The organism is Myxosarcina sp. GI1(2024) (genome assembly GCF_053543375.1).
Window position 1 is genome coordinate 689,452 of record NZ_JBKGTY010000001.1, and the last position, 12,766, is coordinate 702,217.

Genomic DNA, 12,766 nt, shown 5'->3' on the forward strand with positions numbered 1-12,766 from the left:
CTAAATACGTGAGACGATATTTACGCTATTTAATTCCCTTTATCGATCCTCAGGTAAAAGCTTGGACTTGGGAAGCTCGTTTATTAAATTGGTTGACTTGTGTATGGCTGTTAATCGGATTGGTTACTTTAGTATCGGCTTCCTATCCCGAGGGCATTGTCAATAATGACGACGGACTGTATGTATTTAAAAGGCAGTTGCTCGGAGTCTTAGTCGGAATCGTTGGTTTCAATCTTGTAGCCAGACAGCCCCTGAAACAAAGTTTAAAATCTGCTCCCTGGATCGTTTTAGTGGGCTTACTGCTAATTTTGGCGACTTTGATTCCAGGTTTAGGCAAAACTACTATGGGAGCGAGTCGTTGGATTGCTATCGGTCCATTTTCGCTACAACCTTCAGAATTAATCAAACCTTTTTTAGTTTTACAAGCTGGTTATTTTTTTTCTCGCTGGCAAGATTTAAAAATAAAAGTCAGGATAGTATGGCTGATAGTTTTTGCTCTAGTGCTGCTGGGAATTTTGAAACAGCCCAATTTAAGTACTGCAGCTTTATGCGGTATCGGTTTGTGGTTAATTGCCCTATCTGCTGGTCTGCCCTGGAGTCAGCTAATCGGTTCGGCAATAGTGGGAGTGGGACTTGCGGGTACGAGTCTTGCCCTCAATTCCTATCAGCGCGATCGCATCATCTTTTTTCTCGATCCCTGGCAAGACTATCATGGTAAGGGATATCAGCTAATTCAAAGTCTACTGGCGATCGCTTCGGGAGGAATCAGCGGTTCGGGATTGGGACTTTCGCAACAAAAATTATCATATTTACCCATACGTTCTACAGATTTTATTTTTGCCGTCTATGCCGAAGAATTTGGCTGGCTCGGTTGCTTATTGTTTCTATTGCTGCTTTTGGGGTTTGCAACTTTAGCCTTGAGAGTAGCGATCAAATGCCGTCATGCCGTATCCAGCGCGATCGCCATCGGCGCAATGGTTTTTTTAGTAGGACAGTCTCTAATTAACATCGGAGTAGCTACTGGTGTCTTACCTACTACTGGTTTACCCCTACCATTTTTTAGCTACGGGATTAACTCGATCGTCGCCTCTTTGCTTTTAGCAGGACTGCTAGTTAGAGTCGCCAGAGAGAGCAATCGGGGGAGAATAATCACTTTCAAACCGTCTTTTCGTTCGTAAACTAAAATACTAGAGAGAGATAAAAACAGAACTATCATTCAAAATCTAGGTATTTTAAATCTAGGTATTTTTTTATATAAGTTAGAAGAATCCTGCCCTGGAACGACGAGGCTTCCTCTAACAGCGAGACAGTCGTAGATGATCCCCACAAATCCTAATTATGCTTAACCCCAAACCGATACCGACAGATGTGGTACCCTCAAGCGATCGTCTTAAAACTATCGTCCACGCTCCTGGTGCAATTGTGGGACGCTATCAAATTATTCAGCAATTGAGTAAGGGAACGGCAGATAAAACTTATTTGGCAAAAGATTTAGAAATCAACCAACGCTCGCTTCCCCGCGCTGGAGATCGATTGGAAAGACCGAGTAACGAAGATTCGCGATGCGTTATCGAGCAGTTTTATCTCTGGTCAGATAATTCTCAACCTGAAACTGATACTATAGCTAAATTCGCTCGACAATTAGAAATTTTACAGAGATTGGGCAATCGCCCTCAAATTCCTCAATATAGAACGTATTTTGTGGAGAATAGGCAAATTTATCTCGTCAGAGAATATATCGACGACGAAGCACTAAAGCAGAAAGTCAAACGTCGAGTTTTTGACGAAGTGCGTGTAATACATTTATTGCACGATGTGCTTAAAACCCTGGATTTAATTCACAAAAACCATCTCGTTCATCAGGCGATCGAACCAGCTCATTTAATCGAACGCCAGGAAAACAATAGTTACGTGCTCTTAAACTTTGGTGCCTTCAAAACTATAGAAGTTTTTCAAAGCTCTCAACAAAATCCTGCTTTAGCTTCCCAATTTAGTACCTATGTCGCACCAGAACAAATAGTCAGAAAGCCGAGATTTAATAGCGATCTTTATGGCTTGGGTAAAACTGCTATTTACAGCTTAACCGGACTTTCACCACGAGAATTAGAACAAACCAATACATTTTGGCGGCGTTGCTGTCATATTAGTGATAAGCTAGCGGCAGTTATTGAAAAAATGATTGCCGCTGACTGTAACCAACGTTATCAAACTGCCTTAGAAGTTCTCTGGGATCTCAAGCCTCTATTAATAGTGGGTCAGATCGTAGATGGACGTTATCGAATTATCCGACATTTACAGGAAAAACCAGCAGTAAGAAAGACTCTACCCTCGAACGAAAGGGGTGCCTCTAACTTTATCAATAGTTATTTTGCTGAAAATCTACGACGTTCCTATCAATCTCCCTGTATTGTCGAGCGTGTAGAATTGAGCCAGTGCGATGCGGTTAGCTGGGAAGAAATCGAGCACCATTTGAGCAAAAGACTTTTAGACCTAGATAAATTAAGAAATTGCCCACAAATATCTCAGCTTTGGGATCATTTTCAAGTAAACGGCGAATTTTATTTAGTTAAGGCATGTGTTCGCGGTGAAAGCCTCAGAGAAATTCTGGCAAAGCGAAAGTTGTCTGAAGCAGAATTAGTAGGTTTTTTAGAAAGTGCTCTCACCGCATTAGGATTAATTCATCAATATCGGGTGATTCATCGTCATCTCCAGCCAGAAAATTTGGTAATCGACCAGGACGAGCGGGTAATCTTGATTAGTTTTGGTATTTTAGAGGATCTCCAATATTTATGGGGTAGCAACATAACCGATCGTAGACATGTTAGTTATAGTGCATATCTTCCTCCGGAACAGATTGCCGGTAGACCGACTCTCAGCAGCGATATCTATAGTTTGGGCATAATAGCAATTGAAGCTTTAACCGGAATTGAACCCGAATGCCTATCGAGACAGCAAACGGGAAAACTTCTCTGGCAGAAAGAGGTCGTCAACAATCGTTTGGCAAAAATAATCGACAAAATGACGGCTTTAGATCTGGCTCGACGCTATCAATTGGTAGAGAATGTAGTTAGGGATCTAGGCAAAGTGGAAGTTAGATCCGCTCGAGTCACTGCCGCTAAACTCGATAAATCTAAAACTGGGGCACCTCCCTCTTCATCATGGTCGCTACAGCCAGCTCAAATGGTCTTAGTAACTCTAGGAATTGCTAGCTTACTGGCAAGCATTGAATTTGCTTTTCCGATGGTTAGACCGATGTATTACTGGTATCGCGGCAAACAACTCCTCTCAGAACAACCTCAAATTGCCTTAAATGCTTTTAACCAGGCAACCGAAATACAGCCGAATAATTCTTTGGCATGGGAAGGAAAAGGAGATGCCTTGTACGACCTAAAACGTTTTCCAGAAGCTATGGCAGCTTATTCCGAAGCAAGCAAATTGAATCCTAGCGACTTTCAAATCTGGAAAAAACGAGGAGATTCTTTCTACCGTTTAGAAAGTTTTCCTAAAGCTCTACAGGCTTACAATCGTGCTTTAGAATTACAGCCCAATGATGGGGTAGCCTTGAATAGCAAAGGCAAAACTTTAGAAAATTTACAACTTTACCAAGAAGCACTATTCTTTCAGGAAGCAGCATTAAAACAAGACCCCCTCAACCCCGAGTTCTTAAGCGATCGCGCCAGAGTGTTAATTAGTTTGGGTCGCTATTATGACGCGCTAACCGTACTCAACCGCGTCCAGGCGATCGAGCCTAAAAGTCCTCATTTGTGGCAAGATAAGGTTTTTGCCTTGCAAGCTCTCGGTCGTCCACAAGAAGCCGATCGAGTTTATCGAGAAGTTCTCTCTACCTACCAAACAGTAGTCGAAGGAGCATCAGCAAGTTCGAGTTACAATCTTTGGCTGGCGCAAGGAGATTTTTTAACTGAGCTTCGAACCTCCCAAGCTGATGGATTATTCCGTCAGGGAGCTTCCAGTAATGCTTACTATTCTCCCTTACAAATTCAAAGTAAAGCCTTAGCAGCATATGAAGAAGTAATCGCTACCTCATCTCAAGCTTATTTGGCTTGGATTGGTAAAGCGAGAGTTCTCTCAGCATCTGGTGAATATGAAGCAGCCTTAACCGCATTAGATCGAGCCTTACAAATTCGTCCCCACGCCGGTCGCCCTTGGCAAATTCGCGGTTCGATTTTTAAAGACGGTTTAGATCGACCCGAAGCTGCAGTTGAAGCTTACGATCGAGCACTAGCGATCGAGCCAGATTTCGCTCAGTTGTGGCGCGATCGAGGTCTAGCATTAAGCCAAGCGGGTCAATACGCTCTAGCGATCTCTTCTTTTACCAAGGCAAGTCAACTCAATCCTAGAGACAGCAAGACCTGGATTGGTTTGGCCCATGCTCTACAGGAGGTCGCTCGCTCAGAAGAGGCTCTCTCAGCCATCGACCGTGCTCTCGCCTTAGAACCTCAAAATCCCTCGCTCTGGCAAACAAAAGGCTCGATTTTAACTAAGCAACAAAATTATAATGCAGCCTGCGATACCTATCGAGAATCGCGGCAGTTTGCTCCAAATTTTGCTCCCATCACTCAAGCGATGAATATAGTAGGCTGTCGTATGGATGGCCGTGACTAGAAGACGAAAGGAATTCACCAAATTTATTGCCTATATATTCAAGTAGCAGATAGCTAGATAACAATATATTCAATAGCCTAATTCTCTTGCATATCGTTAATTATGTTCTCTAATTTTTCCCAATCTCGAACGATAATTGTACCGCCTCTTTTATAAACAGTTATTCCCTTAAGCTTTTTAAATAAACGCACGCATTCTTCGTAGGTAATACCAATACTGCGAGCAATTTGGTAATAAGAGAGTTTGACATTCAAACAATCTCCTTCCGCCACAGAATGAATACCATCGCGATCGCGATAGTATTGAATTAGTCTTACCAAACGCACCATTGCCCGTTCGGAAATCAACCCGTGTACTGTATTGTGAAGCTGTTGCAGTCTTTGATTGAATACTTCTAAGATTCTCAAACTAATTTCTGGTGAATGAGAAATTGCCGTTAATAAAGCTTCGCGATCGATAGTTAATACTCGTGACTCTATTTGACAAATTACCCTTGCCGGAGCAATACTATTGCCAAAAATAGCTGGCGCGGCAAAAAGCTCACCTGCGGGAATCAGACGCAATACCGTTTCTTTACCATTGGCAGTAGTTTTTTTAACCTCTAGTCTACCCGTAATTAAAGCATGAAGTTGTTGGGGAATGCGATCGCCTTCTTGCATTACTATTTCATTTTGCTGGTATTCCCGTACATAACTATAGGGAACGAGGCTGTTTAATTCTGCTACGGCTAAATCTTGAAAGATTGAGATTTGTTTTAATTGGGCGATCGATGAGGAGCCTTTAACGAGCATTTATTTTGTTATTGGTCATTGGTCATTAGACTTCAATGAAATTTTCATACAGCTTCATTTTAAACCGCGTCCATATAGAGAACTGGAGTTTTAGTCAAATACCTTTTCCCTTTGCCCCTTGTCCTTTAACTTACAGCAGTTTTCGTTTGGGTAGACCATATCTCGATCTGAGGCAGGAGGACGGAGCTTTCAAGGATTCGAATGCGATTCGAGATACAGCTCCTCCAGAAGGCAAAGGAAAAAAGTCGCTCGGTTGTGTTCTATTCAACTGAAAAGCAAAGTAAAAGTAGAAAAATAAAGAACTACTGGTTTCAAAGTAGATGCGGTTTATTTATTAATATTGCTGACAAACTTAACAAAAGACCAGACAGGCGATCGCATAGCAACTATCAAACCGTTTTAAGTATGAGGCACTTCTCTATCGCCATTGCCAAACAAGCCAATAAATAAAAACTATTTGAAGTATTGAGCGATTTGGTCGATTTGTCAGATAGCGGTCTTGAAGTAACCTTATAAAAACTGCTCGATAAAATTTATCAGCTCGTGCTGTTGAAAACCAGCGGCAAGTTGTCCTGTTTGTCGTGTAAAGGGAGTGTATTCATAATCTAAAGTCGTTAAAGATTCTAACTGGCGTTCCAATGCTTCGATATCTCCCAGTTTAGCCAACTCCAATAGCTGAACTAGTCTCGTTCTGAAGGAACTTTGAGATTCGACAAATCGTCATCTATATCGCCATTAGCATCTTTATGAGTACTCCATTCTAGAGACAATTCCGTCTCTAGTAGTTGTAAAAGCTGTTTTAAGTCCACGGGTTTTGTAAGAAGCCATTACAATCAATCTCTTGTCGCTCGCGCAGGTATTGAACATTAGCAGAAATAATAAAAATCTTAATGTTCTGTAAGCTAGAATTGCGGCGAATCTCAGCAGTCATCGCTTTACCGTCCATAACTGGCATGACCAGATCTAACAGAATGGCATCTGGTTGAAAACTTGCAGCTTTAATCAAGCCCGTTTGTCCATTTTCAGCTTCCTCTAAAATAAAACCTAAAGGGCGTAAATAGTTAATTAACAAATAACGATTATCAAAATTATCGTCTACCACTAAAATTTTGCGGGGTTGTTTTAACGAGCTAATGGCTCGCAATTGTAAAGGTGGCTCGGAGTCGGGAAGCTCACTGTCTGGTAGTTCGAGATCGAACCAAAACCTGCTACCTTTGCCTACAGTACTTTCTAGATTGATTTGGCTGCCCATAAGTTGGAGAATTTTTTGACTGATAGTCAATCCCAAACCCGTTCCCTGGTGATTTTCTATGTCGTCTGGTAATTGCTCGAAAGGTAAAAATATACTCGCCAATTTGTCTTCAGGAATGCCTCGTCCCGTATCTTTAATCTCAAAGCGAATTAAAGAAGATAAATTAGGATCGCTGCCATTGTCATCAGCGGCATGTCGAGGGTAGCCGACACTGAAAACGATTTTACCCGTCTGAGTATATTTAATTGCATTACCGAGTAAATTTAATAAGACCTGCCGCAGTCGAGTTTCATCGGTTTCGACAGTGTGGGGTAGATTTGAGTCCGCTTGATAATTGAATTGTAGACCTTTCTGACGGGCACGGAAGCGAAAAATATCGACTAAATTTAGTAAAAAATCGTTTAAATTAAACTTCTGGATTTCCAAGTCTAATTTACCAGCTTCTATTTTAGAAAAGTCGAGAATATCGTTAATCAAAGTTAATAGGTGTTTACTCGAACGATGAACGATATCGACATTCTGTGACTGTCGGGCAGAAAGTTCGGGGTCTCGTTGCAAAATTTCGCTAAAGCCAATAATACTGTTGAGAGGAGTTCGCAACTCATGTCCCATATGAGCGATAAACGAGTCTTTAGCCTGATTAGCTCTTTCTAGTTGAGTACGGCTCTCAGCCAAAGCTGCTTCAGCCTGTTTGCGATCGCTAATATCTTCAATAACGGCAATCAGATAATCGATTTCTCCCGAATCTTTTTTGACCGACGAAACGGTTAAATTAACCCAAACTGTCGAGCCATTACCTCGAATGTAGCGTTTTTCGACCGAATAAGCTACCAGTTGGTCAGCTAGCATTTGCCGAAAATATTCGAGGTCGATGTCTAAATCATCAGGATAACTAATTTCTGTAAAGCTCATTTGAATTAAGCGCTCGACTGAATAGCCAGCGCTCTCGCCAAAGCGCTGATTGACATTAATAAATTTCCCTTCCAGAGATATATGAGCGATGCCTACCGCTGCTTGTTCGAAAGTGTTGCGAACAGCGAGCTTCGCTAGCTAAAAGTGCTTTAGCCGCCCTCGAGGAAGCTAGAGACTGTCCGATATCCCTTGCCATTAGTTCGACAATCTCTAGTTCGTAAGGAACAAATTCTTGACTTCTAACTTGAGTATCGGCGAAGCTTAAAGTATCAAAAAGAGTTCCATTGACCAAAATTGGCGTACCGATAAAGGAGCTTAACTGGAAATCGCGGTAAATTGGGTGTTGGTTAATTGGGGCGTCAGGTTTCACTTCAGCATAGGCGATCGTTTGTTTCCTATCTACAACATCGCCATAATAATTATTCTGACAGTAGACTTTTTTGCCCGAAGTTATAGCTTGAGGAGACAGTACCGCCAAAACTTCATAAATGTCACCACTAATTTTGCTAATAACACCAGTAGCTAAATTGAGTATACTGCATCCAGTTTGCAAATAATCGTCAAATAAATCTTCAATTCTGAAGTATTTACTAGTAGCCAAACGATGTAACTCCCGAAAATTCTCACTAAAATTAGCTAGAGCCGTGGTACGTTCGACAACTCTCTGTTCTAGCTCGCGATTGAGTTTTCCAAGTTCGGCTTTTCTGGTTTTTAGAGCAGCTTGTACCGAACGAATGTCCGTGATATCGATGGTTACTCCCGCCATGTAATGGGAATGGGAATGGGGATCGGTGTAAACTTTTCCTCTAATTGAAAGCCAACGTTCCCTGCGATTAGGAAGAATTATTCGATAATCTACTCGACAAGATTTTTGAGCGGCAAAAGCAGCCTCGATCTGCTCTTCGACAATAGGACGGTCGTTGGGGTGAACTAGCTCTAACCAACCAGTAAGAGAACAAGGCATTTGTACTGCTGTTAGACCATACAAATGATGAACGTTATTGTCCCAAATAAAACTGTTGTCTTGTGGCTTCCAGAACCAAGTACCGATGTCGGCGGCAGAAATAGCTAGATTGAGTCTGGCTTCGCTTTGTCTTAATGCTTCGAGAGTCGTTTCCAATTTTCGTTGAAGTCTTTTAATTTCGTTGAGCTTGACAAAACTAATTACGATACCATTCCTACGACCATCCTCCGATAGATAAGGATTGAGCCGCATCAATAAATATAAATTGCTGTTATTTAACTTGACTTCTCTTTCTACAGTTTTTTGGTTACCCAAGACTTGCAAGAATAAGGACTGCAAATCGGAACACTCGATCTCAAAAGCAAGTTCGGAAATGGGGCGACCGATATCAGTATTGCGGAGTGCGATCGCTATAGTAGCGGCAGGAGTAAATTTGCGAATTTTCAGCTTTCTATCGAGGAAAATAACCCCAATATCGGTACTGTTCAGTAGAATTATCAATATCGTTATTGAGTTCTGTTAATTCTTGAATTTTGGCTTGATACTCACTATTTAAGGTGTGTAGTTCTTCATTGGTGCTTTGCAGTTCCTTATTAGCAGCAGCTAGTTCTTCGTTAGAAGCTTGTTGTTCTTTATTAGCGGTGTCTAACTCTTCTACTAATGCTTCTAAATTGGCACGAGTAAGCTGCAGTTGTTGCTCTAATTCTAAATTGCGTCTTTGAGCTTCATCGTTGACCTCAAATTGTTCGGGTACGATTTTTGTCGGAAGTGGAATTTCTTCCCTAATTCGTACTAGCCAAAACTGCTCGGTTTGCTGTTTAGAAGGATAGTATAGCAATGGCTGAGAACTGTCTGCTACTGGTTCATTTGGTGGTATGACCGTGAGACTAATACTAAGAGTATTATCGCCCTGTCCTAACTTAATTCCGGTGTAAGCAATTGGTTTTTGCTCTGCTTTGGCGCGGCGCAAAGCAGTATCGAGAGGTAGTCGTAAGGCTGAGACTACCATCTGAGAAGCCTCTGTGGTAATTTTGCCATCAGGGATCTTAAAAATTTTCGCTGCATTATTACCACAGACATGAACTAGTCGACGATTTCGATCGACGATTAAGAGCATCGATTGGGATTCAGCTAACAATTGGTCGAGACTTTGTTCGATAATTGACTCAAAATACAATTTTTCCTGGGGTTGAATCGAACATGACCTAGTTGTCGCTCCAGCAGAGCGATGTTTGGCTTGAAAACCAAGGGGCATTTTAACATCGCGACGTTTTTGATAAATTTTCCATTGGCGGTCGAGGGTTTTAAATTCTCTGGTCAGGGTTTCGGCTGTTTCGGCTTCTCCCAGAAAAAGTATTCCCTTAGCAACCAGAGAAAAGTGAAGATTGCGCAGTACTAAAGTTTGTAACTTAGGTTGTAGATAAATTAGAACATTGCGGCAGCTAATAAAGTGCATCCGACTAAAGCCCGCATCGTCGGTCAAATCGTGGACTGAGAAAATAATTTTTTTACGAATCTTGCGCACTATTTGATAGGAATTCTCTCTGGCAATAAAATATTTTTGTAGTCGTTCTGAGTCGATTTCATTGGCGATAGATGTGGGATAAATGCCCTCAGAGGCTTTCACTAATGCGCTGCGATCGATATCGGTAGCAAATATTTTGATGGGAATTTGCTGTTGGGACTCTTCTAAAGTTTCATCGATCGAGATAGCTAGAGAATAGGCTTCTTCGCCCGTGGAACAAGCTGTCACCCAAAACTCAGTTCTTCTTGAGATTGAGCTTGTTCGATAAGCAAAGGTAAAACATTGTTTTTCAGGTTTTCCCAAGCTGAAATATCTCGAAAAAAGTGTGTAACGTTAATTAATAAGTCCGAACCTAAATTTTTTCTCTCTTGGTGAGAATTTCTAAGCAGTTTAATGTAATCATCGACATCTTCTAAGTTATTAATCAAACGCCGGCGCTCGATCCGTCGTGATATAGTTGTGGCTTTGTAATGAGAAAAATCTAAGTTTTCTTGTTCAATTAACAAATTGATAATTTCTTTGAGACGAGAAGAATCGAGCCATATATTTTTACCTAAGTGAGCTTTAGCTAAATCATCAGGAATGATGGCACATTGATAGATCAGTTGAGCTATCTTGTAAGGTGGCAGTATGTGATCGACTACGCCCGTATCGATCGCGCTTAAAAGCATACCATCGAATTCTGCTGTTGATGGCTCTTGGACTAAAATGATTCCTTCTGCTTCTTTAATCGCTTTGATACCTTGAGTGCCATCACTTCCAGAACCAGATAGGATTACGGCGATCGCTTGCCGACCAAAGTTTTTAGCTAGGGATTTCAAGAAGATATCGACAGAAAAGTTAACTTCGTACCTGCGATTGTGGTTTTTGTGGCGTCGTTCTAAACGCAGCCAACTTCCTTCCACTTGCAAATTTTTACCTGGTGGAATGAGGTACACCGAGTTTGGCTGTAACTTCATACGATCTATGATTCGATAAACCATCATCTCGGTATGGCGCTGCAGTAACTCTTTCATCAAACTCTCACGAACGGGCGACAAATGAGGAATGACTACAAACGCCGCTCAGCTATCAATTGGTAAATTGGCAAATAGTTCTTCTAAAGCCTTAAGTCCTCCTGCAGATGCGCCAATCCCGACTACAAAAAAACGCTCGCTGTTGGCTTTTTCAGAAAGATCGCTATTGTTTGTAGTTCGACCGCTGTCTTGCTGGTGGTTTTCGGGCATTAGTTATTTAAGTAAATGTTTGACATCTTACCGCCGATTGACAGTATCATTATCAAAATGGGCCTGAATTTTGGTAACCGTAGAACTACTAACACCGTCGTGCTGCTGTTGAGGCTAAACAGCAATCTTACCTAAATAAAAAACTTCGAGCTTGCGGTTGAAAAGTTCTAGGCTCTCAGAGATTTAAGTATTTCTCTGGCAGCGCGATCGCACACGCCGGTGTCTCCTAATAAAGAGCGCATTTGTTGATAGTCGGCAATAACTCTAGCACGCTGATTAGCACTAAGTAAAAGTTCTAAAGCGCGATCGCGTAAATTAGCCACCGTAGCTCTTTCTTGAACTAGTTCTGGTACTATTTCCCGTCGAACGACGAGGTTAGGTGGAGAAATTAAAGGAATGGAAAATCCTAATAAATGACGAGCAATCCGAGCGGTAAAGGGATTGAGGCGATAAATTATTACCTGGGGAATGTTCAGTAAAGCAATTTCTAAATTTACCGTACCAGATTTGGCGATCGCCAGATCGCCTGCGGAGATCGCTTCTAGGGTTTGACCCCCCGTTAAAATAGTTGCGGGTAAATCGTATTCAGCGACAGCAGCAGTAATTTTTTGACGATAGCTCTCTAGGGAAATCGGAATTAAAAATCGTACCTGTGGTAAGAGATGGTGAATTTCTCTTGCAGCTTGGCAGATTATTGGTAGTAAATATTTAATTTCTTGTCGGCGGGAAGCAGGTAATAAAGTAACAATTTGCTCTTGGGGTTGAATGTCTAAGGTCAGACGAGCGGCCGCTCTATCTGGAGCATTTTGTAAGCGATCTAATAGGGGATGACCTACCCAAATAACCTCAAGATTTTGCGCTTTAAAATAGTTAGCTTCATCAGGAAAGATTGCTAAGACTTTATCTATGAGCTTAGCAATTTTGTCAGCATTACCTAACATCGGTACTGCCCAATCTTGAGGTGCAATATAGTAAATTATCGGTATTTGTGGCAGATATTTTTTGACAAAGCTAGCAATTGCCAAGTTGGAAGTAGGGTAGTCAATTAAAACTAAAAGATCGGGGGGATATTGCCTTAAATACTCTTGGGTTTGCCGTTGAATTTTTAACGCAGGCAAGATAAACGGCAGAGCCTCTAACAATCCTACCGAGCCAATACTACTAGTATTAGCCAGTAACTTTGCTCCTGCTGCTTTCATGCGATCGCCACCTAAAGCAACAATCTCTAACTCGATGCCGGTAAGAGCTGCTTGGCGATACAAAGCCTCAACCAACATCGCTCCCTGTAAGTCACCCGAAACCTCTCCCGTACTAATAAAAATTTGCATAGATAAACTCAAAAATTGAGGTTGGTGCGACTATCTACCCTAAAAATAAATTCCTGTAATCTAGACAAATATTAATTAAGTTTTCACCTATTTTGTCTAATATTCGATATCGTAAATGACAAACAGTTTTAAAGCAGTGCTGTTT

12 protein-coding genes and 1 pseudogene are annotated in these 12,766 nt (G+C 41.5%); 3 read left to right on the top strand and 10 right to left on the bottom strand.

From position 1 onward, the window contains the following. The first annotated feature begins 8 nt into the window (after positions 1-8). Both ACLFKQ_RS03405 and ACLFKQ_RS03410 read left to right on the top strand, forming a co-directional pair. Complete coding sequence (locus tag ACLFKQ_RS03405; protein WP_448998487.1) at positions 9-1,178, top strand: FtsW/RodA/SpoVE family cell cycle protein; 1,170 nt, start codon at positions 9-11, stop codon at positions 1,176-1,178. A 160-nt stretch (positions 1,179-1,338) separates the two neighbouring features. Beyond that, entirely contained in the window at positions 1,339-4,623 is a 3,285-nt protein-coding gene (locus ACLFKQ_RS03410; protein ID WP_448998488.1) for a tetratricopeptide repeat protein, read from the top strand. Between the two features lie 77 nt (positions 4,624-4,700). Here the strand turns inward: ACLFKQ_RS03410 and ACLFKQ_RS03415 are convergent, their stop codons facing one another. After that, on the bottom strand, positions 4,701-5,414 hold the full coding sequence (locus ACLFKQ_RS03415) for a Crp/Fnr family transcriptional regulator (protein ID WP_448998489.1): 714 nt from the start codon (positions 5,412-5,414) through the stop codon (positions 4,701-4,703). 35 nt (positions 5,415-5,449) lie between these two features. Between ACLFKQ_RS03415 and ACLFKQ_RS03420 the strand changes: the two genes are divergently transcribed. Further along, positions 5,450-5,686 (top strand): hypothetical protein, encoded by a 237-nt coding sequence (locus ACLFKQ_RS03420; protein WP_448998490.1) that lies wholly within the window; start codon positions 5,450-5,452, stop codon positions 5,684-5,686. A gap of 238 nt (positions 5,687-5,924) precedes the next feature. Here ACLFKQ_RS03420 and ACLFKQ_RS03425 read toward each other — a convergent pair whose 3' ends face one another. The 9 genes and pseudogenes from ACLFKQ_RS03425 to lpxB all read right to left on the bottom strand — a co-directional run bounded on the left by ACLFKQ_RS03425 (position 5,925) and on the right by lpxB (position 12,621). Next, on the bottom strand, positions 5,925-6,086 hold the full coding sequence (locus ACLFKQ_RS03425; RefSeq protein WP_448998491.1) for a hypothetical protein: 162 nt from the start codon (positions 6,084-6,086) through the stop codon (positions 5,925-5,927). Positions 6,087-6,094: 8 nt separating this feature from the next. Next, the gene (locus tag ACLFKQ_RS03430; RefSeq protein ID WP_448998492.1) at positions 6,095-6,223 is read right to left on the bottom strand and encodes a hypothetical protein; all 129 of its coding nucleotides are present in this window, start codon (positions 6,221-6,223) and stop codon (positions 6,095-6,097) included. Beyond that, positions 6,214-7,668, bottom strand: a complete 1,455-nt coding sequence (locus ACLFKQ_RS03435; protein WP_448999443.1) for a hybrid sensor histidine kinase/response regulator — start codon at positions 7,666-7,668, stop codon at positions 6,214-6,216. The genes ACLFKQ_RS03430 and ACLFKQ_RS03435 overlap by 10 nt, the downstream gene beginning before the upstream one ends. Then, positions 7,634-9,043: a PAS domain-containing protein gene (locus tag ACLFKQ_RS03440; protein ID WP_448998493.1), complete on the bottom strand. Its 1,410-nt coding sequence runs from the start codon at positions 9,041-9,043 to the stop codon at positions 7,634-7,636. Before ACLFKQ_RS03440 ends, ACLFKQ_RS03435 begins: the two co-directional genes overlap by 35 nt. After that, a complete protein-coding gene (locus ACLFKQ_RS03445) occupies positions 8,994-10,295 on the bottom strand; it encodes a CheR family methyltransferase (protein ID WP_448998494.1) in 1,302 nt (433 codons plus the stop codon). The genes ACLFKQ_RS03440 and ACLFKQ_RS03445 overlap by 50 nt, the downstream gene beginning before the upstream one ends. Further along, on the bottom strand, positions 10,292-10,699 hold the full coding sequence (locus ACLFKQ_RS03450) for a hypothetical protein (protein WP_448999444.1): 408 nt from the start codon (positions 10,697-10,699) through the stop codon (positions 10,292-10,294). Before ACLFKQ_RS03450 ends, ACLFKQ_RS03445 begins: the two co-directional genes overlap by 4 nt. After that, a pseudogene (locus tag ACLFKQ_RS03455) lies at positions 10,679-11,119 on the bottom strand (chemotaxis protein CheB); the annotation flags it as partial. The pseudogene ACLFKQ_RS03455 and the gene ACLFKQ_RS03450, both read right to left, overlap by 21 nt. A gap of 12 nt (positions 11,120-11,131) precedes the next feature. Continuing rightward, a complete protein-coding gene (locus ACLFKQ_RS03460) occupies positions 11,132-11,293 on the bottom strand; it encodes a hypothetical protein (protein WP_448998495.1) in 162 nt (53 codons plus the stop codon). 167 nt (positions 11,294-11,460) lie between these two features. Then, a complete protein-coding gene (gene lpxB / locus ACLFKQ_RS03465) occupies positions 11,461-12,621 on the bottom strand; it encodes a lipid-A-disaccharide synthase (RefSeq protein WP_448998496.1) in 1,161 nt (386 codons plus the stop codon). Between the last annotated feature and the right edge of the window lie 145 nt (positions 12,622-12,766).

Bases quoted from the DNA above. Each gene is read 5' to 3' on its own strand.
- lpxB (WP_448998496.1), bottom strand. From the start codon at position 12,621: ATGCAAATTTTTATTAGTACGGGAGAGGTTTCGGGTGACTTACAGGGA.
- ACLFKQ_RS03460 (WP_448998495.1), bottom strand. From the start codon at position 11,293: ATGCCCGAAAACCACCAGCAAGACAGCGGTCGAACTACAAACAATAGC.
- ACLFKQ_RS03420 (WP_448998490.1), top strand. From the start codon at position 5,450: ATGAAATTTTCATACAGCTTCATTTTAAACCGCGTCCATATAGAGAAC.
- ACLFKQ_RS03410 (WP_448998488.1), top strand. From the start codon at position 1,339: ATGCTTAACCCCAAACCGATACCGACAGATGTGGTACCCTCAAGCGAT.
- ACLFKQ_RS03415 (WP_448998489.1), bottom strand. From the start codon at position 5,414: ATGCTCGTTAAAGGCTCCTCATCGATCGCCCAATTAAAACAAATCTCA.